This window comes from Rahnella woolbedingensis, assembly GCF_003602095.1.
In the GTDB taxonomy this organism is placed as follows: domain Bacteria; phylum Pseudomonadota; class Gammaproteobacteria; order Enterobacterales; family Enterobacteriaceae; genus Rahnella; species Rahnella woolbedingensis.
This window is the reverse complement of record NZ_RAHH01000014.1, coordinates 104,291-130,658: the sequence shown is the minus strand read 5'-3', so window position 1 is coordinate 130,658 and position 26,368 is coordinate 104,291. Positions and strand designations below refer to the sequence as shown.

Sequence of the window (26,368 nt, the reverse complement as noted above, 5' to 3'; positions counted from 1 at the left end):
AGCATGACAGATGTAACTGTAAAATCGCTGGCGGCAGAGATTGAGACTCCGGTAGATCGCCTGGTACAGCAATTTGCTGATGCAGGGATCTCGAAGTCCGAAGCTGACTCTGTGACCCAGCAAGAAAAAGAAACTTTATTGGCGCACCTGAATGGCGGAAATGCCGGTGCGACAAACAAACTGACGTTACAACGCAAAACGCGTAGTACACTGAATATTCCGAGCACCGGCGGGAAGAGTAAATCGGTGCAAATCGAGGTCCGCAAGAAACGCACTTATGTTAAACGTGATATGACCGAGGCAGAAGTTGCCCAGGCCGAAGCGGAAGAGCAGGCGAAGCGTGACGCGGAAGAACAGGCACAGCGTGCAGCAGCAGAGCAAGCCCAGCGCGAAGCTCAGGAAAAAGCCAAACGCGCCGCCGAAGAGCAAGCTAAACGTGAGGCCGCTGATAAAGCTAAGCGTGATGCAGCGGAAAAAGATAAAGTGACGAATCAACATACTGACGAAGTAACTAAACCAGCTCAGGCAGAGAAAGCCCGCCGTGAAGCTGAAGCCGCAGAGCTGAAACGCAAAACGGAAGAAGAAGCCCAGCGTAAGATCGAAGAAAACGCCAAACGCATCGCAGAAGAAGCCCGTAAAATGGCTGACTCTGGTGTCTGGACTGAAGCTGTCGCGCCAAGCGAATCAGAATCTGCTGACTACCATGTCACCACTTCTACCCATGCTCGTGCTGCTGAAGACGAGAATGACGCCAAAGTTGAAGGCGAACGTCGTACCCGTACCCGTGGTGGAAAAGCGACCAAACAGAAAAAAGGCAACAAACTGTCCGAATCTAAAGCGGATCGCGAAGAAGCCCGTGCTGTTGGCCGTAACGGTAAAGGTAAGCGTAAGCCAAGCACCTTACAGCAGAGCTTTAACAAGCCTGTTGTTGCAGTGAACCGCGATGTTGTCGTGGGTGAAACCATTACTGTTGCTGAGCTGGCAAACAAAATGGCAGTTAAAGGTTCTCAGGTCATCAAAACTATGATGAAACTGGGCGCCATGGCCACCATCAACCAGGTCATTGATCAGGAAACTGCTCAACTGGTTGCGGAAGAAATGGGCCACAAAGTTATCCTGCGTCGTGAGAACGAGCTGGAAGAAGCGCTGATGAGCGATCGTGATACAGCTTCTTCTGCTGCCGCTGAGCCACGTGCTCCGGTTGTGACCATCATGGGCCACGTTGACCACGGTAAAACTTCATTGCTCGACTACATTCGTTCTACGAAAGTGGCAGCAGGCGAAGCCGGCGGTATTACCCAGCACATCGGTGCGTACCACGTCGAAACTGAAAACGGCATGATCACCTTCCTGGATACACCGGGACACGCCGCATTTACATCAATGCGTGCTCGTGGTGCTCAGGCAACGGATATCGTTGTTCTGGTTGTTTCAGCAGATGATGGCGTGATGCCACAAACCATCGAAGCCGTACAGCATGCGAAAGCTGCTGGCGTGCCAATCGTGGTTGCAGTGAACAAAATTGATAAGCCAGACTCTGACCCAGACCGCGTTCGTACTGAATTGTCTCAGTATGGCGTTATGCCAGAAGAGTGGGGCGGTGAATCTCAGTTCATCCACGTTTCTGCGAAAGTCGGTACCGGTATCGACGATCTGTTGCAGGCTATCCTGCTGCAAGCTGAAGTTCTGGAACTGAAAGCCGTTCGCACGGGTATGGCAAGTGGCGTTGTGATCGAGTCCTTCCTGGACAAAGGTCGTGGCCCGGTTGCAACCGTTCTGGTTCAGGAAGGTACTCTGAACAAAGGCGACATCATTCTGTGTGGCTTCGAATACGGCCGTGTCCGTGCGATGCGTGACGAAATGGGTCGTGACATTACGTCTGCGGGTCCTTCTATCCCTGTCGAAGTTCTGGGTCTGTCCAGCGTTCCGGCTGCGGGTGATGAAGTGACTGTTGTTCGTGACGAGAAGAAAGCTCGTGAAGTTGCTCTGTATCGTCAGGGTAAATTCCGCGAAGTGAAACTGGCTCGTCAGCAGAAATCTAAACTGGAAAACATGTTCGCGAACATGACTGAAGGCGAAGTTTCTGAACTGAACATCGTTCTGAAATCAGACGTTCAGGGTTCTTGCGAAGCGATTTCCGATGCGTTGCAGAATCTGTCTACTGACGAAGTTAAAGTTAAAATCGTCGGTATGGGTGTCGGTGGTATCACCGAGACTGACGCAACACTGGCCGCTGCTTCCAACGCGATCATCCTGGGCTTTAACGTCCGTGCAGATGCTTCTGCCCGCCGTGTCGTAGAAAACGAAAGCCTGGATCTGCGTTACTATTCCGTTATCTATAACCTGATTGACGAAGTTAAACAGGCGATGAGCGGTATGTTGGCGCCAGAGTACAAACAGCAAATCATCGGCCTGGCTGAAGTTCGTGACGTGTTCAAGTCACCGAAATTCGGCGCTATTGCAGGTTGTATGGTGACTGAGGGTATGATCAAGCGTAACAACCCAATCCGTGTACTGCGTGAAAACGTGGTGATCTACGAAGGCGAACTGGAATCCCTGCGTCGCTTCAAAGATGACGTTGCTGAAGTTCGTAACGGCATGGAATGTGGTATCGGCGTTAAGAACTACAACGATGTGCGTACTGGTGATGTGATCGAAGTCTTCGAAATCATCGAGATCAAACGTACTATCGCTTAACGTTTGCGAAGTAGCTGATATCCAGATGGGGGGCCTTGCGCCCCCTTATTTGTCTGGAGCAAGTGAGGAGAAAAGCATCATGGCAAAAGAATTTAGCCGTACTCAGCGCGTCTCTCAGGAGATGCAAAAAGAAATCGCCATTATCTTACAGCGTGAAGTCAAAGACCCGCGCGTAGGCATGGCGACCGTTTCAGGCGTTGAAGTTTCACGTGACCTGGCTTATGCCAAAGTGTTCGTGACCTTTCTGGACGTGCTGACCACTGAAAATCACGATCCTGATCGTGTTAAGAATGGCATCAAAGCTTTGCAGGACGCGTCCGGTTTTATCCGTACGCTGATCGGAAAAGCGATGCGTTTGCGTGTCGTACCAGAACTGACTTTCGCTTACGACAACTCTTTGGTTGAAGGTATGCGTATGTCCAATCTGGTGACCAACGTCGTGAAAAACGATGCTGAACGTCGTTCAGCTGCAGGCGATGACGAGGAAGCATAATGAGTCGCCCACGTCGCCGCGGCCGTGATATACACGGCGTTCTGCTACTGGACAAATCTTTAGGCTTGTCTTCTAACGATGCCCTGCAAAAGGTTAAACGCCTTTACAACGCTAACCGGGCAGGACATACCGGCGCGCTCGATCCTTTAGCCACCGGTATGTTGCCGCTGTGCTTAGGCGAAGCGACCAAGTTTTCCCGGTTCCTGCTCGATTCTGACAAGCGTTATCGCGTGATTGCCCGTATGGGACAACGCACCGATACGTCAGATGCTGAAGGTGCCATCATTTCTGAACGTGAAATGACCTTCACTCAGCAGCAACTAGACGAAGCACTCGACAGCTTCCGCGGTGAAACCCGGCAGATTCCTTCCATGTATTCCGCGCTGAAATATGAAGGGAAAAAACTGTATGAGTACGCACGTCAGGGCATCGAAGTACCGCGAGAATCGCGCAGCATTACCGTGTATGAGCTGAAGTTCATCCGCTGGGAAGGCTTCGAGGTTGAATTAGAAATCCACTGTTCAAAAGGCACTTATATCCGCACGATTGTGGATGATATGGGCGAAAAATTGGGCTGTGGTGCGCACGTCACGTATTTGCGCCGTTTGCAGGTCGCAACCTATCCGTCTGAGCGCATGGTCACCATGGAAAAACTCCATGAGCTGATCGCTCAGGCAGAAGAGCAGGGCATTGAGCCACGCTTACTGCTAGATCCGTTGTTGTTGCCTATGGACAGCGCGTGTGAAGACTTCCCGGAAGTGAACCTGCTGCCTGTCGTCGCCGGATACGTTAAACAGGGCCAACCTGTTCAGGCGTCTGGCGCACCAGCCAGTGGCATGGTTCGCATCACTGAAGGCGAAGAACGTAAGTTTATCGGTGTGGGCGAAATTGATGACGATGGCCGCATTGCGCCGCGTCGTCTGGTCGTCGAATACACGGATTAAGCGCTTTCTGCTCACCTTGCGATCATATATGGCAAAGGGTAGAATAGCGCAGCTTATGCATTGGGTTGCTGAATTAGAGATCGGCACCCGTTTAATTATCTATAATATTTTGGAGTAAGATTATGTCTCTAAGCGTTGAAGCTAAAGCTCAAATCGTTTCCGACTTCGGTCGTGGCACTAACGACAGTGGTTCTTCCGAAGTTCAGGTTGCTCTGCTGACTGCTCAAATTAACCATCTGCAAGGTCACTTTGCAGAGCACAAAAAAGATCACCACAGCCGTCGTGGTCTGCTGCGTATGGTTTCTCAGCGTCGTAAACTGCTGGACTACCTGAAGCGTAAAGATGTAGCACGTTACACCAGCCTGATCGAGCGTCTGGGTCTGCGTCGCTAATCAAGCGAGTTTCAGTGTAAAGGGGCCAATAGGCCCCTTTATTCTAGGAAGCGACGCCAAATCAGGGTACTGTATGGCTGCTGTTTCCGTTGTTATTCTAAGTACATGAACTTCCGTTACAGATGTTTTCGCGCGGCTAATGAGAGACTTTATTGCCACATTGCCAGGTATATAAGGATTGTCATTAGTCGCGAGAATGTAGTGAGAAGCTCGGATATTGATCGGCGTGAACTGCTGTCATAACAGCTGCGCGTCATACAAAAGGACATTACATTGCTTAATCCGACTATTCGTAAATTCCAATACGGCCAGCACACCGTTACGCTGGAAACCGGCATGATGGCTCGTCAGGCAACTGCAGCTGTTATGGTTAGCATGGACGACACCGCGGTATTCGTTACCGTTGTTGGCCAGAAAAAAGCGAAACCAGGTCAGAGCTTCTTCCCGCTGACTGTTAACTATCAGGAGCGTACTTACGCTGCTGGTCGTATCCCGGGTAGCTTCTTCCGTCGTGAAGGCCGTCCAAGCGAAGGCGAAACTCTGACTTCACGTCTGATTGACCGCCCGATCCGTCCTCTGTTCCCGGACTCCTTCCTGAATGAAGTTCAGGTTATCGCGACTGTGGTTTCCCTGAACCCACAAGTTAACCCTGACATCGTTGCGATGATCGGTGCGTCTGCTGCCCTGAGCCTGTCTGGTATTCCATTCAACGGCCCAATCGGTGCTGCACGCGTGGGTTACATCAACGACCAGTACGTTCTGAACCCAACCGCAGATGAGCTGAAAACAAGCCGTCTGGACCTGGTTGTTGCGGGTACTCAGGGCGCTGTTCTGATGGTTGAATCTGAAGCAGAAGTTCTGAGCGAAGATCAAATGCTGGGCGCGGTCGTATTCGGCCACGAACAACAACAAATCGTTATTGATAACATCAACTCATTGGTTGCTGAAGCCGGCAAACCAAAATGGGACTGGCAGCCAGAAGTGGTTAACGCTGAGTTGCACGCTCGCGTGGCTGCACTGTCTGAATCCCGTCTGGGTGATGCGTACCTGATCACTGAGAAACAAGAGCGTTACAACCAGATTAACGTCATCAAATCTGACGTTGTTCAGGCTCTGCAAGCTGAAGACGACTCTCTGGACGCTGGCGAAATCTCTGACATTCTGGGCAGCATCGAGAAGAATGTGGTTCGTAGCCGTGTTCTGCGTGGCGAGCCACGTATCGATGGTCGCGAAAAAGACATGATCCGTGGTCTGGATGTGCGTACTGGCGTTCTGCCACGTACTCACGGTTCAGCGCTGTTCACCCGTGGTGAAACTCAGGCACTGGTTACTGCAACTCTGGGTACTGCCCGTGATGCACAGAACCTGGATGAGCTGATGGGCGAGAAGACTGATAGCTTCCTGTTCCACTACAACTTCCCTCCGTACTCTGTTGGTGAGACCGGTATGGTAGGTTCGCCAAAACGTCGTGAGATTGGCCATGGCCGTCTTGCTAAACGTGGCGTGCTGGCAATGATGCCAAAACCAGAAGACTTCCCGTATACCGTACGTGTGGTTTCTGAAATCACTGAATCTAACGGTTCATCTTCAATGGCTTCTGTTTGTGGCGCATCTCTGGCCCTGATGGATGCAGGCGTGCCAATTAAAGCAGCTGTTGCGGGTATCGCAATGGGCCTGGTTAAAGAAGGCGAAAGCTTTATCGTTCTGTCCGACATTCTGGGTGACGAAGATCACTTGGGCGACATGGACTTTAAAGTTGCCGGTAGCCGCGACGGTATCACCGCGCTGCAGATGGACATCAAAATCGAAGGTATCACCCGCGAAATCATGCAGGTGGCTCTGAACCAGGCTAAGGGTGCGCGTCTGCACATTCTGGGCGTGATGGAACAGGCTATCAGCACTCCACGTGGCGATATCTCTCAGTTTGCTCCACGTATTCACACCATCAAGATCAGCCCGGACAAAATCAAGGACGTGATCGGTAAAGGTGGTTCTGTAATCCGTGCGCTGACTGAAGAAACTGGCACCACTATCGAAATCGAAGATGACGGTACTGTGAAAATCGCAGCAACCGACGGCGAGAAAGCGAAATACGCTATCCGCCGTATCGAAGAGATCACCGCTGAAATCGAAGTTGGCCGTATCTATCAGGGTAAAGTGACCCGTATCGTAGACTTTGGTGCGTTTGTTGCCATCGGCGGCGGTAAAGAAGGTCTGGTTCACATTTCTCAAATCGCTGACAAGCGTGTAGAGAAAGTGACTGATTACCTGCAGATGGGTCAGGAAGTGCCGGTTAAGGTTCTCGAAGTTGACCGTCAGGGTCGTGTGCGTCTGAGCATCAAAGAAGCTACCGCACCTTCTCAAGACGAAACAACTGAGCAACCTGCAGCAGAATAATCTGTAACAGAAGTTTTACAGCTCCTTTCCACCTGGGGAGGAGCTGTTCGTCTCATGAACGCAGGATGCGTTTGTGTTAAGCAAGCGGATAACAGGATGTTCATCCAATGTTTGTCTCCGGGAGTAGAAATGAAGCCTTTCTTGCGCTGGTGTTATGTTGCGACAGCACTTATGTTGGCAGGATGCAGCAACCATGATTGGCGTAAAAATGAAGTTCTGGCGATTCCGTTGCAGCCGACGTTGCAGCAGGAAGTCATCCTGGCACGCATGGAACAAATACTTGCCAGCCGGTCATTAACCGATGATGAGAGAGCACAGCTATTATATGAGCGCGGTGTGCTGTATGATAGTCTCGGGCTAAGAGCACTGGCGCGAAATGATTTTTCACAAGCGCTGTCTATTCGTCCTGATATGCCAGAAGTTTTTAACTACCTGGGGATTTACCTAACGCAGGCAGGCAATTTCGATGCTGCCTATGAAGCGTTTGATTCTGTACTAGAGCTTGATCCAACTTACAACTACGCGCGTTTGAACCGAGGTATCGCCCTGTATTACGGTGGCCGATTCTCGTTAGCGCAGGATGATCTGCAGGCGTTTTATCGAGACGATCCAAATGATCCCTTCCGTTCGTTATGGCTTTATCTTGCGGAGCGAGAAATCAATCCTAAGAATGCCGAAGTAGCGCTCCAGGAGCGTTATGACAAAGCGGACAGAGGGCAATGGGGATGGAATATCGTCGAATTCTACTTGGGCAAAATCAGCGAATCTACGCTGATGGAACGCCTCAAGGCAGAAGCAACGGATAACACTTCGCTCGCTGAGCATCTCAGTGAAACTGACTTCTATTTAGGTAAGCATTACCTAAGTCTGGGGGACAAGAACAGCGCCGCGGCACTGTTCAAACTGACGGTAGCTAACAACGTTCATAACTTTGTTGAGCACCGCTATGCATTGTTGGAATTGGCGCTTTTGGGCCATGAGCAAGACGACCTATCAGAATCGGACCAGCAATAGCTGACGACACCAATCAGCCTTTTTAATCATGGTATTTACCATTTTTAAGCGCCTTAACGGGCGAGGGTTGCTTTGTTCGTTTTATAATCTAATTTGAGCCGGTTCACACTTTTCAATGAAAATGACTGAAAATTTTCTCGACGAGTTATGTAGACTGGCTGCCATTATTAATGAGGCACGTGTACATGACTACTGAGCTTGAAACCTCTTTTGCTGACCTGGGGCTGTCTGCTCCGATCATTTCTGCCCTGACTGATTTGGGCTACGAAAAACCTTCACCAATCCAGGCTGAGTGTATTCCTCACCTGTTAAATGGCCGCGACGTTCTGGGTATGGCTCAGACAGGTTCCGGTAAAACAGCAGCATTCTCTTTACCTCTGCTGCACAACATTGATGCTTCACTGAAAGCACCACAAATTCTTGTTCTGGCACCTACCCGCGAACTGGCGGTTCAGGTTGCTGAAGCAATGACTGATTTCTCTAAACACATGCATGGCGTGAATGTGGTTGCCCTTTACGGCGGCCAGCGCTATGACGTTCAGCTGCGCGCACTGCGTCAGGGACCACAAGTTGTTGTGGGTACCCCAGGCCGTCTGCTGGACCACCTGAAACGCGGCACCCTGAACCTCTCTAACCTGAGCGGCCTGGTGCTGGACGAAGCTGATGAAATGCTGCGTATGGGCTTCATCGAAGACGTCGAAACTATCATGGCGCAGATCCCGGCTGAACATCAGACCGCGCTGTTCTCTGCAACCATGCCAGAAGCTATCCGTCGCATTACCCGTCGCTTCATGAAAGATCCGCAGGAAGTTCGTATTCAGTCAAGCATCACGACCCGTCCTGACATCAGCCAGAGCTACTGGTCTGTGTACGGTCTGCGTAAAAACGAAGCGCTGGTGCGTTTCCTTGAAGCAGAAGATTTTGATGCGGCGATCATCTTCGTTCGTACCAAAAACGCGACGCTGGAAGTGGCTGAAGCTCTGGAACGTAGCGGCTACAGCAGCGCTGCACTGAACGGTGACATGAACCAGGCGCTGCGTGAGCAGACTCTGGAACGTCTGAAAGATGGCCGTCTGGACATTCTGATTGCAACCGACGTGGCAGCACGTGGTCTCGACGTAGAACGTATCAGCCTGGTTGTTAACTATGACATCCCGATGGACTCAGAATCTTACGTTCACCGTATCGGCCGTACCGGTCGTGCTGGCCGTGCAGGTCGCGCATTACTGTTCGTTGAGAACCGTGAGCGTCGTCTGCTGCGTAACATTGAACGCACCATGAAGCTGACCATTCCAGAAGTTGAAATCCCAACTGCAGAAGTTCTTGGCGAGCGTCGTCTGGCTAAATTCGCAGCGAAAGTTCAGCAGCAACTGGAAAGCAGCGATCTGGATCAGTACCGTAGCCTGCTGGCTAAACTGCAACCTGCAGAAGAGCTGGACATCGAAACACTGGCTGCGGCGCTGCTGAAAATGGCACAGGGCGAACGTCCTCTGATCGTTGCAGCGGATCCGGTCTTCAAAAGCCGTCCACCACGTCGTGAATTCGAAGAACGTGGCGATCGCGGTGATCGTGGTGATCGTCGTGACCGTCCGGCTCGCAGCAATGATCGTCCTGCACGTGATGGCGACAGCCCACGTCGTGAGCGTCGTGACGCTGGCGAAATGGAACTGTATCGCATCGAAGTGGGTCGTGATGATGGTGTTGAAGTTCGTCACATCGTTGGCGCTATCGCTAACGAAGGCGACATCAGCAGCCGTTACATCGGTAACATCAAGCTGTTCGGTACGCACTCTACTATCGAACTGCCAAAAGGTATGCCGGGCGAGATCCTGTCTCACTTCACCCGTACGCGTATCCTGAATAAACCGATGAACATGCAGCTGATCGGTGATGCGGTGCCACAGGCTCCACGTCGTGATCGTCCGGCTGGTGCTGGCGGTGAGCGTCGTGGTAATGGTGCTCCGCGTTCTTTCAACGGTGACCGTCCTGCGGGCGCTGGTGGTGAACGTCGTGGTAACGGTGCTCCACGTTCTTTCAGCGGTGATCGCCGTGAAGGTTCTTCAGCAGCTGGCGACCGTCGTCCGCCAAGCCGCGCACCACGTCGTACTACTGACGCATAATTTATCGCGCTTCGGTTTACTGAAGTTTAGATAATAAAAAACCAGCCTTCACCGGCTGGTTTTTTTTCGTCTGTCATTTGGTGAGCTGGTTCAGCTGATGCGCGGCTCTTTAACCAGTTCATCCTGCAGCTGAGAGACAATTTCGAATGAATGCAGGCGAGCCTGGTGATCAAAAATCTGCCCGTTGATCATCAGTTCATCAGCTTCGGTCTCACGCAGAATATTTTGCAGACCCTGACGCACCGTTTCTTTATTGCCGACCACCGACATGCGCAGCGCATTATCCACGCCAAAGCGTTCCTGAGCTGACCACAGGCTTTCGATGTTATCGACCGGCGCAGGGAGTTTACCCGGCATTCCGCGGCGCAGATTAATGAACTGTTGCTGATTGGAGGTAAACATCCGGCGCGCTTCTTCATCGGTATCAGCGGCAATCGCGTTAATGCAGACCATCGCGTGCGGTTTTTCGAGCTGTGCAGAAGGCTGGAATTTGCTGCGGTAAATCGCCAGTGCCTGATACAACATGTCCGGCGCAAAATGCGAGGCAAAGGCAAATGGCAGACCCAGAGCCGCCGCCAGCTGAGCGCTGTACAGGCTTGAGCCCAGTAACCAGATTGGCACATGCAAACCTTGTCCCGGTACGGCCTGAACCGCCTGCTGCGGCTGAACGTCACCGAAATACATCTGCAATTCCTGCACGTCCTGCGGGAAATTATCGACTTCACCGGAAAGATGGCGGCGCAGCGCGATCATGGTGCGCTGATCCGTACCCGGCGCGCGTCCCAGACCCAAATCTACGCGGTCTGGATACAGCGTAGCGAGCGTGCCGAACTGTTCGGCAATCACCAGCGGCGAATGGTTTGGCAGCATGACGCCGCCGGAGCCCACGCGGATGGTTTTCGTCCCGCCGGCGATATAACCCAGCAGCACAGAAGTCGCTGCGCTGGCGATACCGGTCATATTGTGATGCTCTGCCATCCAGTAACGCTGATAGCCCCACTTCTCGGCGTGTTGTGCCAGTTCAAGGGAACACTGGAATGCCCGGGCCGGATCGGCACCCTGTGGCACCGGCGCCAGATCGAGCACGGAAAGGGGAACGGTGTTTTTCTCAGACATAATCACGGCTCACTCATCAAAGGAAAGAGGGGAGAACGCATTCACTCCGCTCATAATTAGAACGAGTATTACCCAATAAGTACTGATTGAATACGGCATTTGTGCCCTTAATTGCCGTTAAATCATCCTTAAAATCAATTCAAATAACTTAAATTATAGTTTCAGTGAATATGTTGCTTTGTGTTAAACAGTCTTTGTTCATCCCGCTATGATTTGACTGAAGCGCACTCACGCCGTTCAGAACGGGCGTTGGCGGGAATGGACAATTATGGAAAGGAGAACCAAAGCCGATGATAAATACAGGCAAACAAAAAGGATGAAGCACCGATGAGTAAACGAATATTATTGACCCTGCTGCTGGTTGCAGTGGCAGTTTCTCTGGCGGTGCTGTTTCGTGCGCACAATCAGGATTTGCTGTTACAGGGTGAAGTCGATGCGCCGGAAGTGATTGTGGCATCGAAATCCAAAGGCCGCGTGATTGAACGTCACGTTGAACGCGGCGACGATGTGAAAGCCGGGCAACTGCTGATAACCCTCGACAGCCCGGAAATGATGGCACAGTTGCGTGCCGCCGAAGCCGCCCGCGATCAGGCAAAAGCCCAGCTTGATCTCTCTGTTAACGGTACCCGCGAAGAAAGTATTCGCAACCTCAAAGCCACCCTGGCGCAATCTCAGGCGGAATATGTCAACGCCCGCGACCTCTACAACCGCAACGCCAAAGTGGCGGCGAAAGGGTTTATTTCAGCGTCTGATTTAGAGGATTCCCGCCGTGCCCGCGACAGCGCATATGCACAAGTTCTCGTCGCCAAAGCCAATCTTGATGAAGGCATGAACGGCGATCGCGTCGAACAGCGCGAAAGCTACGCCGCGCAGCTTCGTCAGACAGAAGAAGACCTACTGGAAATCAAAGCACAGACCGATGACTTACAGGTCAAAGCGCCGGTCGATGGTGAAGTGGGGCCGATCCCGGTGGAAGTCGGTGAGCTGGAAAGTGCGTCAAGTCCGCTGCTGACGTTGGTCCGCCTGCCTGATGCTTATTTCGTCTTTAACCTGCGGGAAGATATTCTGGCCGGTGTTCGCAAAGGCGACAAAGTGCAGATGCGCGTTCCTGCGCTGAACAACCAGATGATCGAAGCCGAAGTGCGCTACATCGCGCCGCTCGGTGACTATGCGACCAAACGCGCCACGCGTGCGACCGGTGATTTCGATTTAAAAACTTTTGAAGTGCGCCTTTACCCTGCGAAACCGGTGCCCGGATTGCGTCAGGGTATGAGTGCATTATGGCAATGGAAAGCGAATTGAAACCGGTCAAAGCGCCACACAGTGAAAGGGCAAAAGCCGCATGGCGGTGTTTCAGCCGTGCTTTTACCCGTGAAGTGAATCACGCCTTTCGTAAACCGGTGATTCACTGGCTGTGCTGGATTTTTCCTTTGTTGTTGTTTGGCCTGATCAGCAGCAACTTTTCCGAAGGCACATTGCTGGATTTACCGGTGTCAGTGGTCGATAACGATCACAGCTCATTATCCAAAACGTTGACCCGCAAACTGGACGCCGGTTCACATGCTCATGTGCAGGCTTTCGACGGCGGTTTACCCGAAGCGGAATATCGCCTGCGTACCGCGCAGGATTATGCGCTATTGTATATCCCCAATGATTTCGAAGCCGATGTTCTCGCTGGAAAGCAGCCCAGTGTGGTGCTGTATTACAACGCGTTATTCTACGGTGCCGGTCTGTATTCGACGCAGGATTTCAGCGGGCTGATCACCGAACTCAATACCCGTTACCGCTCGATAATTGCGACCGAAATTGGCAAAACTCTGCCGTCGCTGGCCAGTGTGGATTTATCGTATGGCAGCCTGTTTAACGCCAGCGGCAGTTACATTTATTACCAGCAATTTGCGGCGACCATTCATCTGCTGCAACTGTTCACCGTGACCTGCATGATCTACGTGATGGCGCGCAGCCAGGCGTTGCTCAGTGCGCCGTCATTTACCCTGGCATTGCTCGGTAAATTAGCCCCGTACACGTTGTGTTTCACCACGTTGCTGATGGTGGAAATCGCGATGCTGGTTGGATTTTTCGACGCCCGCGTCAGCGGTAATCCTTTGTATATGATGGTGATTGGTTTCTTCTATGTGATCGCCGCGCAAAGCCTCGGGCTGCTACTTTTCACCTTCACAAAAACCACTATTACCGCTTACACCATGATGGGGATTTTTGTCAGTATCGCGCTGACTTTCTCCGGAATGGCGGTGCCGGTGCTGTCGATGCCCCTGCCTGCGCGCATTATTTCCGGCATCGAGCCACTCAGTTATGCACTGGCCGCAATGTTTGACGTCTTCCTGCGTGAAGTCTCGGTGCGCGGCATTCTGATGGTGTGCTGCATCCTGCTTATTTATCCGTTGCTGACCGGTTTGCTGGTGCGCAAGCGTCTGTATATGCGGTTGAAACGACAGGAGTCAGGCCAATGACCCGTCGTGAATGGTTTAAAACCTGGTGGGGAACATTTCGCAAAGTGCTGACCGGTTTACTCGATAAGCCGATGTGGATGATGTTGCTACTTTCGCTGTGCGTGATGAGCATGGTCTATGCAAACCGCACGGTATGGGATTTGCCGGTGGCGGTGGTCGATCAGGATCACAGCTCTGCCAGCCGGATGCTGACCCGCCAGCTGGATGCCACCTCCAAAGTGGCGACGGTGGCCTACGAAAGCCTTGCGCAGGCGGAACACGATCTGGCGCTGCGTAAGTTATTCGCGGTGATCATCATGCCGGTCGATCTTGAGAAGAAGATCCTCGCCGGGCAAAACATCGTGATCCCGGTTTATGGCGATGCCACTAACCGGCTGGCGAACGGGCAGATCCAGCAGGATGTGCTCGCGGCATATCAGGCGATCCTCACGCAGTACAACACGGATTTACTGCTCAGCAGCGGCTTCAGCCAACGGCAGGCCAGCGTCGTGCTCTCGCCCATCATCGGGCAGTCGCTGGATGTCTTTAACCCCGGCATCAGCTTTGCGGCGATTATTTTCCCCGGTTTGCTGGTGATGTTATTACAGCACTCATTACTGATCGCCAGCGTGCGGGTCAGCATTGTGCTCAACAGCGGGCCTTCAGGAAAACCGGCGATCCCGGCGTTTCTGGGCGGAATTTCGGCGCTGATCCCGGTCTGGCTGTTTCTGTCGATCGTCTTGTTTGTGCTGTGGCCGTGGATACTGGGTTACCGGCAAACGGCCAGCATTCCTGAAATCCTGTTGCTGACATTCCCGTTCCTGCTGGCGGTGCTGGGGCTGGGGAAACTGGTGACGGAATGTCTGCGCAGCGTCGAGCTGATTTACCTTACGCTGGCCTTTATCACCACGCCGGTCTTCTATATTTCCGGTACTATCTGGCCGCTGCAGGCGATGCCCGCCTGGGTCAGGGGCGTTTCGTCTATGCTGCCCTCAACCTGGGCGACGAAAGCCATTGCCGGGGTCAATCAGATGGGGCTGCCGTTTAAAGACGTGGGCGGCGATATTCTGATGCTGCTTATTCTGTGCGTGTTTTACACCTTCATCGGCATTGTCGTGGGCATGTTGCGCGATGGCGTCCGGCTTCGTGCGATGTTCAGGCCGAAACCGCGAAATTCCTGATAAAAAAAGGAGATGACCGCAACGTCATCTCCCTTTTTACTGCGACATTCTCTCAGGGCCGCAGTTCCAGCCCGGCGACGCGCTGCCAGTAGCCGTTACAGTCAGCTTTATCGGTGAGTGTCAGTGGCAGCAAACCGCGTTCATTGTTGCGAAACGCTTCCAGCGTGGTGAGAGTATCCTGCGTTTCCGGCGACAGGCGCACGATATCCACTAATCCCTGCATCGATACCAGTTCATTGCCGAGGTTATAGCAGTAGCCGCTCTGCGTCTGAATGCCGTTGAGCACAAACACCTGCTGATTTTCCTGCGATAACATTTTTCGGCCCTGCGGATAACTGATGCAGCAGGTTTCGCATTCGTCTTTCGCGCGATTTTCAGAGCGTGCTGTGAAACAGCGCGCCGAATAGGCCAGCGGTAAGTGGCCGTAAGACAGCACTTCCACTTCAAATTTATCGCGGATGCCCAGCTCATCGCACTGGTTCAGCAGATTCACCAGCCAGTCACGGGAAAGCTCGACCGGCATACACCAGCGCACCATGCCTTGTTTTTGCAACAGTTTCAGCGTCACGGCGTTGTAGCAGTTCAGCGCATGGCCGACCACAAACGGCAGATGGCGTTCTGCCGCCATGTTCACGGCGCCAAAATCGTTGGCTTCCAGCAGAAACTCGCCGTTGTCCACATAGCGTTTGAGTTCGTTGAGTTCAGAGGGTGCCTGCAACAAAGCCAGCGTGGAAATCACCACCTGCTTACCGGATGCGGCCAGCTGGCGTGCGACCTCCATCCAGTCATTCACTTTCATCTCACGGCGCTTGGTACAGACATTTTCACCGAGATAAATGATATCCGCACTGCTGGTCGCAGCGGTCTGATAAAAATCTTCAACCTGCGCTTTCGGCCAGTAATAAAGAATGGCCCCTAAAGAATATTTCATCATCGTCTCTTCGATTACTGCCACTTGCGGTGATAGGCACCGAGCGTGGTTTGGGTACCTTCAGACATGGAACCCAGCGTTTTCATCCAGGCGTCGTCGGTTTTGAAGTTTTGCGGATCCGCTATACAGCGGTCGATTGCCGCACGCCATACGCGGGCGACCTGACTGACATAGGCCGGGCTGCGCTGACGTCCTTCGATTTTTACCGAGGCAATATTGGCGGCGAATAACTCCGGCAATAACTCCAGCGTATTCAGACTGGTCGGTTCTTCCAGCGCATGATATTTCGCGCCATCCACCAGATAACGCCCTTTGCACAACGTCGGATAACCGGCGTTTTCACCTTCGTCATAACGGTCAATCAGCACATCGTTGAGACGTGATTCCATGCCCTGAGCCGTCTGCTGCCAGCGCACGAACCGCGCCGGTGAGCAGGCACCGACGGTATTTGGCGATTCACCGGTCAGATAGGAAGAAAGATAACAGCGGCCTTCGGCCATGATGCACAGACTGCCAAAGGCAAACACTTCCAGAGGTACGACCGTTGTGCGGGAAAGCTGGCGCACCTGATGCATCGAAAGCACGCGCGGCAAAACAACGCGGGCAACATCAAAGTTACGTTTATAGAAACGGATTGCTTCGTCGTTGGTGGCCGATGCCTGCACCGACACATGGCGCTCAACGTGAGGATATTTGTTCGCGGCGTAATCGAGCATCGCGATATCGGCCAGGATCAGCGCATCCGCGCCAAGCTGAGCGGCCATATCTACCGCGCGCTCCCAGCGCTGATAGCCGTCAGGATGCGCAAACGTATTGATGGCGATATGCAGTTTACGGCGATGACGATGGACGTAATCCGCCGCCTCCTGCAATTTTTTTTCCGTGAAATTCAGACCGGCGAAATGGCGCGCATTGGTGTCATCTTTCAGGCCGATATACACCGCGTCGGCGCCATTATCGATCGCCGCTTTCAACGCAGGTAAATTTCCTGCCGGGCAAAGTAGCTCCATTCTCGTTCCTTACTGCAACCGGCCAGCCAGAGCTGAGGTTGGTGGGTGATGAAAAGCCAGTTGCCGACGTCATTCATTCATCAGTCAGGGCTTTGATTGGCGAACTATTTTAGAGAAGCTATGGATGCAATATTTTGATTTGAGGCAGTTTCTTAGGTGTTGGAAGGCGTACAACGCCCAGGGAGGTTGTACGTGATGTTTTTCTGTTGCAGTATTTATTGATGTAGACCGCTGAACATTCCCGGCAATGTGTCAAAATAGGCGTGATAACAGCCTTAAAACTTGCCGACAAGTTACCGAAAGGAGTAGTGCCAGTGTTGCAAAAACTACGTGCACGTATGGTCCGTCAGGGGCCATCCCTGTTAAGTGTGCCTTTGAAATTCACGCCTTTTGCGTTGCAACGGCAGGTTTTGCAACAGGTGCTGAGCTGGCAGCTTCGTCAGGCGCTGGCCGACGGAGAGCTGGATTTCCTCGAAGGCCGCTGGTTGAAAATTGACGTCAGCGATCTCAACCTGACCTGGCTGATGTCGGTGGAAGAGGGCAAACTGGTGATCGCCGATCGTGGCGAAGCGGATGTCAGCTTCAGCGGGAATGCAAACGATCTGATTTTGATCGCGGCCCGCAAAGAAGATCCCGACACGTTATTCTTCCAGCGCCGTCTGCGTATTGAAGGTGATACTGAACTGGGCTTGTATGTGAAGAATCTGATGGATTCTATCGATCTCGATACTATGCCGCTGCTGCTAAAAAATGGCCTGTTGCGCCTGGCCGATTTTGTCGAAGCGGGTCTGCAAGAGGACCGTGAGCCACAAGCTCCGGTAGCTGAACCATGTTAATTCGTACTGAAATCCCGGTAGATGCCGCGGGCATTGACCGTTTGTTACGCGCCTCATTCCCGACAGGTGCAGAAGCCGATCTGGTGCAGGAACTGCGCGAAGACGGCCTGCTGACACTGGGCGTTGTCGCCACTGACGATGAAGGTGGTGTGGTGGGTTACGTCGCCTTCTGTCCGGTTGATATTCAGGGCGAAGACCGCAACTGGGTCGGGCTGGTACCGCTGGCAGTGGAAGAATCACTGCGCTGCCAGGGGATAGGCCAAAAACTGGTGTATGAAGGGTTAGATTCCCTGAATGAATTCAGCTATGCCGCCGTTGTGGTATTAGGCGACCCGGCCTACTACAGCCGTTTCGGCTTCAAACCCGCCGCTGCTCATGACCTGCATTGCCGCTGGCCGGGAACGGAAGCTGCCTTCCAGCTGTTCACCTTGTCCGATGACGCACTGAAAAATGCCAGCGGAGAAGTGGTTTTCCCGGCAGCGTTTAATCGTTTCTGATTTTACTCAGAAACAACGACTCTTATTCAGATACAACAAAGGCCGGTTTCCCGGCCTTTTTACTTTCCGCTTTCGGGTAAATCCAGATAACTTTCCAGGCATTCAGGTGCTTGTTTCACCAGCAACTCTTTCTGCGCTTTGCTCAGTTTTTTGACCTTAATTTCCAGCTTTGACGCCAGAGAACGGTCGCCCGCCGGGCAGTGAAATGCCAGCGTCAGCTCGCCTTTCCCCCGCAGCGATTTAGCCCCTTTCCCGGTCTGATGCTGCCCGAGACGTCGCCCCACATCGGTGGTGATGCCGGTGTAAAGCATCCCGGTCGGGGTTCTCAGCATGTATAAAAACCAGTTGGATGTGGCGGACATAAGCTCTGGGTATCAGGAAAATTTTGTGTCAGTTTACCCGAAAGGCACATTGTTTACCTAAAAGGCACAATGTTTACCTAAAAGGCATAACAGAGTGAGGCAAAACGTTGACATGGAGCGGTAAACTGGCACAAACGAAAATAAGGCACCTGTGATGAATAACCCTGATGACCTGAAACATATTCTGAAGTTTCTCAATAAACACCATGTGCTGGCGCTGTGTGCCGTTGCTGACGGCGAGATGTGGAGCGCTAACTGTTTTTACGTCACGGATGCACAAAGCATGACGCTGTATTTCATGACCGAAATGAAAACGCTGCACGGTACGCTGATGGCGAAATCCCCCCACATTGTCGGCACGATTGCTCCTCATCCGAAAACCATCGCGCTGATCAAAGGCATTCAGTATCGCGGCGAAGCCACCGTGCTTAGCGGTGAAGAAGAGGCGCAGGCGCGGCATCTGTACTGCAAACATTTCCCGGTCGCCATCGCCATGAAAGCGCCGGTCTGGGCGCTGAAACTCACTGACATCAAAATGACTGATAACACTCTCGGTTTCGGGAAAAAACTGTTATGGGAAAGAAGATAATCCGACAATCGCCAGTAACAGGAACTGTCTTATAGCGTGATATTTACATTCAGGTAACACTTCAAATATCTGTTCATGACTCTGGTTTCAGAAAGCCATGTTTTCAGAAATCCATGTTTTTAAAACCCATGTTTCAGAACCGCTGTGCGAAAGCCGTTTTTTAAAAGGAAGTGATATGGCAAAAGTTCTTCTTCTGGGCGGAAGTGGCCTGATCGGGCGCGAGCTCTTACGCCTGCTGCAACTTGATCCGCGTGTCAGCCGTATCGTGGCGCCCAGCCGTCGACCATTGCTGCCCGGGAATAAACTGTTTAATCCGCTTGGCGACAATCTCACGTCACTGGTGGTCGCACTCGATGAGCCAATAGATTTACTGTTCTGCTGCCTGGGCACTACGCGAAAACAGGCGGGTAGCGCGCAGGTCTTCCGGGCGGTGGATTACGACCTGGTGGTGGATTGTGCCAAGGCGGCACGCGAACTCGGCGCACGTCATTGTCTGGCCGTCAGTGCTAACGGCGCCGATGCGCGCTCGCGTTTTCTCTATAACCGGACCAAGGGCGAAATGGAACTGGCGCTGATGCAACAGGGATGGCCGTTGCTGACATTAGTCCGTCCTTCATTGCTGGTCGGGAAGCGTCATCCGCCGCGCCTGCTGGAACAACTCAGTGCGCCGCTGTTTAAAATGCTGCCGGGGAAATGGAAAGCGATTGATTCGGATGTGGTGGCGAAAGCGTTGCAGGAGCAGGCATTTAATGCCGGATTAGGCGGCATCACGGTGCTGGAATCCAATGAGATTGCCGCCAGTATCGAAGATCTTTAATTCGCGTGATCCGCTGAACCGGATCCTTGTGATAAGGTATCAGGCAAAAAACGCGAATTTTCGTCCTTTCAGCTCATCCCTCCCTACGCAGACCCGATCCTTACAGATACTTTTCTGCAAAAACGGAGATATCTCTGAAGTCCGGCATCCTTTCCTTCAGCGTTTCATGATCCCAGTTCCACCACTGACTTTTCTCGATCCGCCCGATCATATTGTCATCAAAGCGCATACGGATCTTTTTTGCGGCCACGCCCGCGACGATCGAATAAGGCTCTACATCTTTGGTGACCACGGCAGCCGTGCCGATCACCGCGCCATTACCGACTTTCACGCCCGGCATCAGCACCGCGTTATGGCCGATCCAGACATCGTTGCCGACGGTGACATGATGCTCGCGCCGCCAGTCGAAAAATTCCTGATCGTCTTCCCCTAAACCATAGACAGAACTGCGGTAGGTGAAATGGTGCTGGGCCACGCGCTGATAAGTCGGATGGTTGCCGGGATTGATCCGCACATAAGTCGCGATCGAAACAAATTTCCCGATGGTAGCGTAGAAGATCTGATTATTTCCGGCGGTGTAAGAGTAATCGCCGATCTGCGATTCTTCGATGATCGCGTTGTCAGCAATATGTACGTACTGACCCAGCGTTGACCGGTTCAGCTCGACCTGCTGACCGATTTTTGGCCGTGAATAATCCTGTTCGTCAGCCAGCGAAAACGGGTGAATGATGTCTGTCATAAAATCGCTCATGATGAAGTGACGGGATAAATAAACGCACTGACAGGCAATGCAAGAATGGCCAGCAGATGCTGTAAAGTCTCGTGCAACGCACCGTCATTATTCAGCCGGTGACAGGCTGCGGGTAACGCACCTTCATACTCTCTGGCGCGCTGAAGACGGCAGGCGATTTGCGCTGCATCTTCACGTCCGCGCCGCGTCAGTCGCTCAGTCAGCACCGTTTCTGAAACCTGTAAACAGACCGGTACCAGCCGCTGACCATAACGCTGCCGGGCTTTTTCCAGATGCGCGCGCGAGCCGTTCACCACCACGTGACAACCGAACTGCATCCAGGTGTCTATCTCAATACCTACGGCGTACCGGCACTGGTGCGCGTGCCAGTCCATGGCGAATAAACCGTGCTGGCGGCGCTGAATAAATTCGGCTTCACTCAGCGCGATATGATTTTCGGAACCGGCATCCGCAGGGCGTGTAATATAACGGTGCGCCACGGCGACATCGGCAGGTAAATGCTGGCGCAATGCGTCCAGAAGACTGTCTTTGCCTGAACCCGAAGCGCCCATCAGATAGAGTAAACGACTCATCCTTTCTCCCCTCAGAACACCTGAATGCCCTGGCGCCAGACGTTTTGCACAAAGTAGTGATCGCCATGTGCGCGTGCCAGAACCAGATCCGCGCGTTTACCTTCGGCAATTTCACCGCGATCTTTCAGGCCCAGTGCGTTAGCCGGATTCCGCGTCACCAGCTTCACCGCCTGCGGCAGGCTGAAGGCATTACTTTCATCGTTGGCAATACGGAAAACCGCATCGAGCAGGCTGGCCGGATAATAGTCAGAGGACAAAATATCCAACAGACCGAGCGAGGCCAGATGGTGCGCCGCCACGTTGCCGGAATGCGAACCGCCGCGCACGATATTCGGCGCGCCCATCAGCACCTGCAAACCGCGGGTGTGCGAGGCGCGGGCGGCTTCTTCTGTTGTCGGGAATTCGGCGATCACGCTGCCGAGTGCCAGTGATTCTTCGACGTGTGCTGCCGTAGCATCGTCATGGCTGGCCAACGAAATATTGCGCTCGCGGCAGTGTGCGGCAATCGCTTCACGGTTTGGCTGTGCCCAGCGACGGGAGAGGGCGATTTGTTCTTCCTGAAAATCGTCCATCTGCTCATCGTTCATGTGGTATTTGCCCTGATAATACTCACGGTACTTCTGCGGCGTGGCGAACTGGCGCTGACCCGGCGAATGGTCCATCAGCGAAACCAGTGACAATACTGATGTATCCATCAGCTTCTCAAACAGAGGCAGTGTGGTCTCGTGCGGCAGTTCGCAGCGCAGGTGCAGACGGTGTTCGGCACGGTTCAGCCCTGCGTTCTGACTGTGCACAATCGCGTCGATCATCTTTTGCAGATTATCCAGACGATGCCCGCCGTCGCGTACGTCACCGACGGCGACAGCATCCAGCACGGTAGTGATCCCGCTGGCGACCATCAGCGCATCGTGGCTGCTCATCGCGGAGTGCGCAGGCCAGTCGACTTTTGGCCGCGGGGTGAAAAACTTATCCAGATTATCCGTATGCAGTTCGATGAATCCCGGCAGCAGCCAGCCGCCCTGAGCATCCAGCGCCTGAGGCAACTGACTACGGCTGTCAGCAAAGGCGCTGATCACGCCGTTTTGCATCTCAAGCGACCCTTCAACCACCTGATCGTCGAGCACCAGTCTGACGTTATTTATGATCATACGGACATCTCCGGAGCCGTTTCCGGGCTCATTTCATACAACCTGTCAGCAACGCGTTCGCGCACATCTTCATCATGGAAAATTCCGACCACCGCCGCACCGCGGGCCTTGGCCTGCTCAATCAGCGTGACGACGGCGGCACGGTTGGTGGCGTCCAGCGAGGCGGTCGGTTCGTCGAGCAACAACACCGGATAATCGACCACGAAACCGCGCGCGATATTCACGCGCTGCTGCTCGCCGCCGGAAAACGTCGACGGCGCAAGATGCCACAGGCGTTCCGGCACATTCAGATGGCGCAGCAAAGCGCTGGCGCGGGCTTCGCTTTGGACTTTATCAACACCCAGTTCCAGCAGCGGTTGCATCACCAGATTCAGCGCACTGATGCGCGGAATAACGCGCAGAAACTGGCTGACCCAGCCGACCGTATGGCGGCGAACGGCCAGAAGGTCACGCGCTTCGGCGCTGACCATATCAATATGCTGGCCCTGATGTTCGACCCAAATTTTGCCGCTGTCCGGCAGATAGTTGCCGTACAAAGAGCGCAGCAGGGTGGATTTCCCGCTACCGGAATGGCCGTGCAGCACCACGCATTCCCCGGCATCCACCGTCAGGCTGGCATGACTGAAAACCGGTAATCTGGCGCTGTTCTGGTTATGCAGAACAAAAGTTTTACTGAGATTTTCGACCCTGAGCTTCGTCGTCATTTTGGTCACTCTTTCTCTGAAATTAGGTTAGGACAGCACGGAAGAAACGAGCAGCTGTGTATAAGGATGATGCGGATCGTCGAGCACGCGGTCGGTTAAACCACTCTCCACGACATGACCCTGCTTCATCACCAGCAGACGGTGCGCGAGCAGGCGGGCGACACCCAGATCATGGGTGACAATCACCACCGCCAGCTGCATTTCCACCACCAGCGTGCGCAGCAAATCCAGCAGACGTGCCTGAACCGAAACGTCGAGACCGCCGGTCGGTTCATCCATAAACACCAGACGCGGATGTGTCACCAGATTGCGGGCGATTTGCAGACGCTGCTGCATACCACCTGAAAACGTCGTCGGCAGGTCATCAATGCGCGAAACCGGGATTTCAACATCTTCCAGCCACTGACTGGCTTTCTGACGGATATCGCCGTAATGCCGCTCACCGACCGCCATCAGGCGTTCGCCGATATTGCCACCCGCTGAAACCTGGCGGCGCAGACCGTCCATCGGATGCTGGTGCACCACGCCCCAGTCGGTACGCAGCAGACGACGACGGTCACTTTCTGCCATGTCATACAGCGACTGCGCCGGTGACTGGCCATTGTTGTAGATGACCTGACCTTCCTGCGGAGCGAGACGGGCTGAGATCGACTGTAACAGCGTAGTTTTACCCGAGCCGGATTCCCCGACGATACCCAGCACTTCGCCCGGATACAGGTTGAACGACACATCGCTAAAGCCTTTGCCCGGCGCGTACAGATGGGTCAGATTATTCACCGACAGCAGCGGTTCGGCGGCGAGATTTAAGGGAGTGGTCATCAGCGGTTAACCTCATTGGAAGCCTGTTGCTCAACCTGCTGAGCACAAAAATCGGTGTCGGAGCACACGAACATGCGGTTGCCCTGATCGTCGAGCACCACTTCGTCGAGATAGCTGTGGTGCGAGCCGCAGATCGCGCAGGGTTCATCCCATTGCTGGACGGTGAACGGGTGATCGTCGAAATCCAGACTTTCGATTTTGGTGAACGGCGGCAGGGCGTAAATACGTTTTTCACGTCCGGCACCGAACAGCTGCAATGCAGGCATCATGTTCATTTTCGGGTTATCAAATTTCGGGATCGGCGACGGATCCATCACGTAGCGGTCATTCACTTTTACCGGATAGGCGTAGGTGGTGGCGATATGGCCGAAGCGGGCGATGTCCTCGTAAAGTTTCACCTGCATCACGCCGTATTCTTCCAGCGCGTGCATTTTGCGGGTCTCGGTTTCACGCGGTTCGATAAAGCGCAGCGGCTCCGGGATCGGCACCTGAAAAATAAGGATCTGATCTTCCTGCAACGGTGTTTCCGGAATGCGGTGACGGGTCTGGATCAGGCTGGCTTCCACGGTTTTCTCGGTGGTTTTCACACCCGCTACGCTCTGGAAGAATTTGCGGATCGACACGGCATTGGTGGTGTCATCCGCGCCCTGGTCGATCACTTTCAGCACGTCTTTTTCACCGATCACGCTGGCGGTCAGCTGAATGCCGCCGGTGCCCCAGCCGTATGGCATCGGCATTTCACGGCCGGCGAAAGGAACCTGATAACCGGGGATCGCCACGGCTTTGAGGATCCCGCGGCGGATCATGCGTTTGGTCTGCTCGTCGAGATAACCGTGGTTGTAACCCGACAGGGTTTGGGCAGCATTATTATTCATGGGTAAGATCCTGTTCTTTCGCGGAGCGCAGGCGTTTGAGCAACTCCAGTTCAGCCTGGAAATCGACGTAGTGCGGCAGTTTGAGATGCGAGACAAAACCGGCGGCTTCCACGTTATCGGCATGCGACAGGACGAATTCCTCATCCTGCGCCGGACTGCTGATCTGCTCGTTGTATTCGCGGGTTTGCAGCGCGCGGTCGACAAGTGACATCGACATCGCCTTGCGTTCGGCACGGCCAAACACCAGCCCGTAGCCCCGGGTAAAGTGCGGCGGCTTATCTTGCGGGTCGACAAAACCGTTCACCATTTCGCATTCGGTCAGCAGGATTTCGCCGATATCAATCGCAAAACCCAGTTCTTCCGGCACGATTTCAACAGTCAGCCAGCCGGTACGAATTTCACCGGCGAACGGGTGGTTACGCCCGTAACCGCGCTGGGTGGAATAACTCAATGACAGCAGAAAACCTTCGTCACCGCGCACCAGTTGTTGCAGGCGCGCCGCACGGGAAGCCGGGAACACCGGTGGCGTACGGGTGATATCTTCCGGCTCGGTGCCGTCATCTTCTTCACGAACGGCCAGCTGCTGATGGGTCAGCAAATCAAACACATGACCGCAATCTTCCGGCTGCGGTTCATCGGCAACAGGGGTAAAGGGCGCTTCGCCTTCAGCCAGCAGGGCGAAATCCAGCAGACGATGGGTGTAATCGTAAGTCGGGCCGAGTACCTGTCCGCCGGGTAAATCTTTATAAATGGCGGAGATACGGCGTTCGAGGCGCATTGCCTGGGTGTTCAGCGGCTCGCTGGTCGCCAGACGCGGTAACGTGGTGCGGTATGCGCGCAGCAGGAAAATGGCCTCCACCAGGTCACCGCCGGACTGCTTAATCGCCAGCGCGGCCAGCTCGCGGTCGTAAATTCCACCTTCACTCATCACACGGTCAACGGCCAGACCCAGCTGTTGTTCAATCTGTTCGCAACCCAGTTCATTCACATCGGTATTGCCGCGGCGTTCATGCGCCAGCAGCTGATGGGCGGCGGCAATCGCCTTCTCACCCCCTTTAACGGCGACGTACATCAGCACACCTCCACGCGCGTGGTGCGCGGTACGGCAATCAGTTCTTCGCCGCAGGTGAACATAAAGTCCAGACCCAGCGGGAAACGGTGAGGGCGGTTAAGCAGATAATCACGGACAGAATCAGGCAGCTGCGGGGAAATCATGCGGCTGCTCTCAATGCCCGGCCCGCGCAGACGCAGCGGCGTACCGCCGGTCAGGCTTTCCAGCTGAACAATCACACTGGTGGCCAGCTCCGGCGACATCTCATCACCGCACGCAAACGCCAGCAAAGTCGCGCTGTCGAGTGCCGGATCGGCCAGTGCAAAGCTTACGGCGGATGGGTCATCGGTCAGCACCGCGCCGGTATGAAAGCGCAGATTCTTGCGCAGGATTTCATCGTTGAGCGAGGCGCTCAGCCACAGCGGCGTGTCCTGATCGATAAGGGTCAGCAGCACGCAGGCACTGGCGGAGCCTAAAGCACCGAAGCCGGGCATGGCAGGCAACTGCACACTGACGCCGGGTTCGCTTAATGCTTTGAGAATACGTCGGAAACTGTACTGCGCATCAGCAACCGGATTTTGAAAACTGGCAACAAGTGACAT

At 53.7% G+C, this 26,368-nt stretch carries 27 protein-coding genes; 15 read left to right on the top strand and 12 right to left on the bottom strand.

Annotated elements, in window-relative coordinates:
- Window positions 1-3 precede the first annotated feature (3 nt).
- The 8 genes from infB to D6C13_RS13595 all read left to right on the top strand — a co-directional run bounded on the left by infB (window position 4) and on the right by D6C13_RS13595 (window position 10,057).
- Complete coding sequence (infB, locus tag D6C13_RS13630) at window positions 4-2,697, top strand: translation initiation factor IF-2 (protein ID WP_120133271.1); 2,694 nt, start codon at window positions 4-6, stop codon at window positions 2,695-2,697.
- A gap of 79 nt (window positions 2,698-2,776) precedes the next feature.
- Complete coding sequence (rbfA, locus tag D6C13_RS13625) at window positions 2,777-3,190, top strand: 30S ribosome-binding factor RbfA (protein ID WP_120133270.1); 414 nt, start codon at window positions 2,777-2,779, stop codon at window positions 3,188-3,190.
- Window positions 3,190-4,134, top strand: coding sequence for a tRNA pseudouridine(55) synthase TruB (truB, locus tag D6C13_RS13620; RefSeq protein WP_120133269.1), 945 nt, complete (start codon window positions 3,190-3,192; stop codon window positions 4,132-4,134). The genes rbfA and truB overlap by 1 nt, the downstream gene beginning before the upstream one ends.
- 122 nt (window positions 4,135-4,256) lie before the next feature.
- Complete coding sequence (gene rpsO / locus D6C13_RS13615; protein ID WP_120133268.1) at window positions 4,257-4,526, top strand: 30S ribosomal protein S15; 270 nt, start codon at window positions 4,257-4,259, stop codon at window positions 4,524-4,526.
- Between the two features lie 273 nt (window positions 4,527-4,799).
- Window positions 4,800-6,923: a polyribonucleotide nucleotidyltransferase gene (pnp, locus tag D6C13_RS13610; RefSeq protein WP_120133267.1), complete on the top strand. Its 2,124-nt coding sequence runs from the start codon at window positions 4,800-4,802 to the stop codon at window positions 6,921-6,923.
- Between the two features lie 129 nt (window positions 6,924-7,052).
- Window positions 7,053-7,937 carry a lipoprotein NlpI gene (nlpI, locus tag D6C13_RS13605; RefSeq protein WP_112286786.1) on the top strand — a complete coding sequence of 295 codons (885 nt, stop codon included), beginning with the start codon at window positions 7,053-7,055 and terminating at the stop codon, window positions 7,935-7,937.
- A gap of 115 nt (window positions 7,938-8,052) precedes the next feature.
- Window positions 8,053-8,133 carry a protein YrbN gene (gene yrbN / locus D6C13_RS26205; RefSeq protein WP_096335046.1) on the top strand — a complete coding sequence of 27 codons (81 nt, stop codon included), beginning with the start codon at window positions 8,053-8,055 and terminating at the stop codon, window positions 8,131-8,133.
- A complete protein-coding gene (locus D6C13_RS13595) occupies window positions 8,123-10,057 on the top strand; it encodes a DEAD/DEAH family ATP-dependent RNA helicase (protein WP_120133266.1) in 1,935 nt (644 codons plus the stop codon). Before yrbN ends, D6C13_RS13595 begins: the two co-directional genes overlap by 11 nt.
- A gap of 90 nt (window positions 10,058-10,147) precedes the next feature.
- Here D6C13_RS13595 and D6C13_RS13590 read toward each other — a convergent pair whose 3' ends face one another.
- Window positions 10,148-11,173 carry a luciferase-like monooxygenase gene (locus D6C13_RS13590; protein WP_120133265.1) on the bottom strand — a complete coding sequence of 342 codons (1,026 nt, stop codon included), beginning with the start codon at window positions 11,171-11,173 and terminating at the stop codon, window positions 10,148-10,150.
- Between the two features lie 327 nt (window positions 11,174-11,500).
- On the opposite strand from D6C13_RS13590, the gene D6C13_RS13585 reads away from it, so the two are divergent.
- Genes D6C13_RS13585 through D6C13_RS13575 form a run of 3 tightly spaced genes read left to right on the top strand, consistent with a single transcriptional unit; the run spans window position 11,501 to window position 14,804 of the window.
- On the top strand, window positions 11,501-12,475 hold the full coding sequence (locus tag D6C13_RS13585) for an HlyD family secretion protein (RefSeq protein WP_120133264.1): 975 nt from the start codon (window positions 11,501-11,503) through the stop codon (window positions 12,473-12,475).
- A complete protein-coding gene (locus D6C13_RS13580) occupies window positions 12,460-13,644 on the top strand; it encodes an ABC transporter permease (RefSeq protein ID WP_208642894.1) in 1,185 nt (394 codons plus the stop codon). Before D6C13_RS13585 ends, D6C13_RS13580 begins: the two co-directional genes overlap by 16 nt.
- The gene (locus D6C13_RS13575; RefSeq protein WP_120133263.1) at window positions 13,641-14,804 is read left to right on the top strand and encodes an ABC transporter permease; all 1,164 of its coding nucleotides are present in this window, start codon (window positions 13,641-13,643) and stop codon (window positions 14,802-14,804) included. The genes D6C13_RS13580 and D6C13_RS13575 overlap by 4 nt, the downstream gene beginning before the upstream one ends.
- Window positions 14,805-14,856: 52 nt before the next feature.
- Here D6C13_RS13575 and D6C13_RS13570 read toward each other — a convergent pair whose 3' ends face one another.
- Both D6C13_RS13570 and ubiU read right to left on the bottom strand, forming a co-directional pair.
- Window positions 14,857-15,735 (bottom strand): U32 family peptidase, encoded by an 879-nt coding sequence (locus D6C13_RS13570; RefSeq protein ID WP_120133262.1) that lies wholly within the window; start codon window positions 15,733-15,735, stop codon window positions 14,857-14,859.
- Window positions 15,736-15,749: 14 nt separating this feature from the next.
- On the bottom strand, window positions 15,750-16,745 hold the full coding sequence (ubiU, locus tag D6C13_RS13565) for a ubiquinone anaerobic biosynthesis protein UbiU (RefSeq protein ID WP_120133261.1): 996 nt from the start codon (window positions 16,743-16,745) through the stop codon (window positions 15,750-15,752).
- Window positions 16,746-17,059: 314 nt separating this feature from the next.
- Here ubiU and ubiT point away from each other — a divergent pair, with 314 nt between their 5' ends.
- Window positions 17,060-17,581 carry a ubiquinone anaerobic biosynthesis accessory factor UbiT gene (gene ubiT / locus D6C13_RS13560; RefSeq protein WP_120133260.1) on the top strand — a complete coding sequence of 174 codons (522 nt, stop codon included), beginning with the start codon at window positions 17,060-17,062 and terminating at the stop codon, window positions 17,579-17,581.
- The gene (locus tag D6C13_RS13555) at window positions 17,575-18,078 is read left to right on the top strand and encodes a GNAT family N-acetyltransferase (protein WP_120133259.1); all 504 of its coding nucleotides are present in this window, start codon (window positions 17,575-17,577) and stop codon (window positions 18,076-18,078) included. The genes ubiT and D6C13_RS13555 overlap by 7 nt, the downstream gene beginning before the upstream one ends.
- 59 nt (window positions 18,079-18,137) lie before the next feature.
- Here D6C13_RS13555 and D6C13_RS13550 read toward each other — a convergent pair whose 3' ends face one another.
- Window positions 18,138-18,440 (bottom strand): GIY-YIG nuclease family protein, encoded by a 303-nt coding sequence (locus tag D6C13_RS13550; RefSeq protein ID WP_120133258.1) that lies wholly within the window; start codon window positions 18,438-18,440, stop codon window positions 18,138-18,140.
- A gap of 154 nt (window positions 18,441-18,594) precedes the next feature.
- On the opposite strand from D6C13_RS13550, the gene D6C13_RS13545 reads away from it, so the two are divergent.
- Window positions 18,595-19,029 (top strand): YhbP family protein, encoded by a 435-nt coding sequence (locus D6C13_RS13545; RefSeq protein WP_120133257.1) that lies wholly within the window; start codon window positions 18,595-18,597, stop codon window positions 19,027-19,029.
- Window positions 19,030-19,204: 175 nt separating this feature from the next.
- Window positions 19,205-19,846, top strand: coding sequence for a Rossmann-fold NAD(P)-binding domain-containing protein (locus D6C13_RS13540; RefSeq protein WP_120133289.1), 642 nt, complete (start codon window positions 19,205-19,207; stop codon window positions 19,844-19,846).
- Window positions 19,847-19,946: 100 nt separating this feature from the next.
- On the opposite strand, the gene D6C13_RS13535 is transcribed toward D6C13_RS13540, so the two are convergent.
- Genes D6C13_RS13535 through phnH form a run of 8 tightly spaced genes read right to left on the bottom strand, consistent with a single transcriptional unit; the run spans window position 19,947 to window position 26,368 of the window.
- Window positions 19,947-20,585, bottom strand: a complete 639-nt coding sequence (locus D6C13_RS13535) for a DapH/DapD/GlmU-related protein (RefSeq protein ID WP_120133256.1) — start codon at window positions 20,583-20,585, stop codon at window positions 19,947-19,949.
- 8 nt (window positions 20,586-20,593) lie between these two features.
- Window positions 20,594-21,169, bottom strand: a complete 576-nt coding sequence (gene phnN, locus D6C13_RS13530) for a ribose 1,5-bisphosphokinase (RefSeq protein WP_120133255.1) — start codon at window positions 21,167-21,169, stop codon at window positions 20,594-20,596.
- Between the two features lie 11 nt (window positions 21,170-21,180).
- Window positions 21,181-22,317, bottom strand: coding sequence for an alpha-D-ribose 1-methylphosphonate 5-triphosphate diphosphatase (gene phnM / locus D6C13_RS13525; protein WP_120133254.1), 1,137 nt, complete (start codon window positions 22,315-22,317; stop codon window positions 21,181-21,183).
- Window positions 22,314-23,021, bottom strand: coding sequence for a phosphonate C-P lyase system protein PhnL (gene phnL / locus D6C13_RS13520; protein WP_120133253.1), 708 nt, complete (start codon window positions 23,019-23,021; stop codon window positions 22,314-22,316). The genes phnM and phnL overlap by 4 nt, the downstream gene beginning before the upstream one ends.
- Window positions 23,022-23,048: 27 nt before the next feature.
- Entirely contained in the window at window positions 23,049-23,840 is a 792-nt protein-coding gene (gene phnK / locus D6C13_RS13515) for a phosphonate C-P lyase system protein PhnK (RefSeq protein WP_120133252.1), read from the bottom strand.
- Window positions 23,840-24,715: an alpha-D-ribose 1-methylphosphonate 5-phosphate C-P-lyase PhnJ gene (locus tag D6C13_RS13510; RefSeq protein WP_120133251.1), complete on the bottom strand. Its 876-nt coding sequence runs from the start codon at window positions 24,713-24,715 to the stop codon at window positions 23,840-23,842. Before D6C13_RS13510 ends, phnK begins: the two co-directional genes overlap by 1 nt.
- Window positions 24,708-25,787: a carbon-phosphorus lyase complex subunit gene (locus D6C13_RS13505; protein ID WP_120133250.1), complete on the bottom strand. Its 1,080-nt coding sequence runs from the start codon at window positions 25,785-25,787 to the stop codon at window positions 24,708-24,710. The genes D6C13_RS13510 and D6C13_RS13505 overlap by 8 nt, the downstream gene beginning before the upstream one ends.
- Window positions 25,787-26,368 carry a phosphonate C-P lyase system protein PhnH gene (phnH, locus tag D6C13_RS13500; protein WP_120133249.1) on the bottom strand — a complete coding sequence of 194 codons (582 nt, stop codon included), beginning with the start codon at window positions 26,366-26,368 and terminating at the stop codon, window positions 25,787-25,789. The genes D6C13_RS13505 and phnH overlap by 1 nt, the downstream gene beginning before the upstream one ends.

What these genes read in the sequence shown, in the direction of transcription:
- D6C13_RS13570 (WP_120133262.1), bottom strand. Translation starts at nt 15,735, where the DNA reads ATGAAATATTCTTTAGGGGCCATTCTTTATTACTGGCCGAAAGCGCAG.
- D6C13_RS13540 (WP_120133289.1), top strand. Translation starts at nt 19,205, where the DNA reads ATGGCAAAAGTTCTTCTTCTGGGCGGAAGTGGCCTGATCGGGCGCGAG.
- rpsO (WP_120133268.1), top strand. Translation starts at nt 4,257, where the DNA reads ATGTCTCTAAGCGTTGAAGCTAAAGCTCAAATCGTTTCCGACTTCGGT.
- rbfA (WP_120133270.1), top strand. Translation starts at nt 2,777, where the DNA reads ATGGCAAAAGAATTTAGCCGTACTCAGCGCGTCTCTCAGGAGATGCAA.
- D6C13_RS13575 (WP_120133263.1), top strand. Translation starts at nt 13,641, where the DNA reads ATGACCCGTCGTGAATGGTTTAAAACCTGGTGGGGAACATTTCGCAAA.
- D6C13_RS13585 (WP_120133264.1), top strand. Translation starts at nt 11,501, where the DNA reads ATGAGTAAACGAATATTATTGACCCTGCTGCTGGTTGCAGTGGCAGTT.
- D6C13_RS13510 (WP_120133251.1), bottom strand. Translation starts at nt 24,715, where the DNA reads ATGAATAATAATGCTGCCCAAACCCTGTCGGGTTACAACCACGGTTAT.
- D6C13_RS13580 (WP_208642894.1), top strand. Translation starts at nt 12,460, where the DNA reads ATGGAAAGCGAATTGAAACCGGTCAAAGCGCCACACAGTGAAAGGGCA.
- truB (WP_120133269.1), top strand. Translation starts at nt 3,190, where the DNA reads ATGAGTCGCCCACGTCGCCGCGGCCGTGATATACACGGCGTTCTGCTA.
- D6C13_RS13535 (WP_120133256.1), bottom strand. Translation starts at nt 20,585, where the DNA reads ATGACAGACATCATTCACCCGTTTTCGCTGGCTGACGAACAGGATTAT.
- phnH (WP_120133249.1), bottom strand. Translation starts at nt 26,368, where the DNA reads ATGTCACTTGTTGCCAGTTTTCAAAATCCGGTTGCTGATGCGCAGTAC.
- nlpI (WP_112286786.1), top strand. Translation starts at nt 7,053, where the DNA reads ATGAAGCCTTTCTTGCGCTGGTGTTATGTTGCGACAGCACTTATGTTG.
- ubiU (WP_120133261.1), bottom strand. Translation starts at nt 16,745, where the DNA reads ATGGAGCTACTTTGCCCGGCAGGAAATTTACCTGCGTTGAAAGCGGCG.
- yrbN (WP_096335046.1), top strand. Translation starts at nt 8,053, where the DNA reads ATGAAAATGACTGAAAATTTTCTCGACGAGTTATGTAGACTGGCTGCC.
- D6C13_RS13590 (WP_120133265.1), bottom strand. Translation starts at nt 11,173, where the DNA reads ATGTCTGAGAAAAACACCGTTCCCCTTTCCGTGCTCGATCTGGCGCCG.
- phnL (WP_120133253.1), bottom strand. Translation starts at nt 23,021, where the DNA reads ATGACGACGAAGCTCAGGGTCGAAAATCTCAGTAAAACTTTTGTTCTG.
- phnK (WP_120133252.1), bottom strand. Translation starts at nt 23,840, where the DNA reads ATGACCACTCCCTTAAATCTCGCCGCCGAACCGCTGCTGTCGGTGAAT.
- D6C13_RS13555 (WP_120133259.1), top strand. Translation starts at nt 17,575, where the DNA reads ATGTTAATTCGTACTGAAATCCCGGTAGATGCCGCGGGCATTGACCGT.
- infB (WP_120133271.1), top strand. Translation starts at nt 4, where the DNA reads ATGACAGATGTAACTGTAAAATCGCTGGCGGCAGAGATTGAGACTCCG.
- D6C13_RS13505 (WP_120133250.1), bottom strand. Translation starts at nt 25,787, where the DNA reads ATGTACGTCGCCGTTAAAGGGGGTGAGAAGGCGATTGCCGCCGCCCAT.
- D6C13_RS13550 (WP_120133258.1), bottom strand. Translation starts at nt 18,440, where the DNA reads ATGTCCGCCACATCCAACTGGTTTTTATACATGCTGAGAACCCCGACC.
- phnN (WP_120133255.1), bottom strand. Translation starts at nt 21,169, where the DNA reads ATGAGTCGTTTACTCTATCTGATGGGCGCTTCGGGTTCAGGCAAAGAC.
- D6C13_RS13595 (WP_120133266.1), top strand. Translation starts at nt 8,123, where the DNA reads ATGACTACTGAGCTTGAAACCTCTTTTGCTGACCTGGGGCTGTCTGCT.
- D6C13_RS13545 (WP_120133257.1), top strand. Translation starts at nt 18,595, where the DNA reads ATGAATAACCCTGATGACCTGAAACATATTCTGAAGTTTCTCAATAAA.
- phnM (WP_120133254.1), bottom strand. Translation starts at nt 22,317, where the DNA reads ATGATCATAAATAACGTCAGACTGGTGCTCGACGATCAGGTGGTTGAA.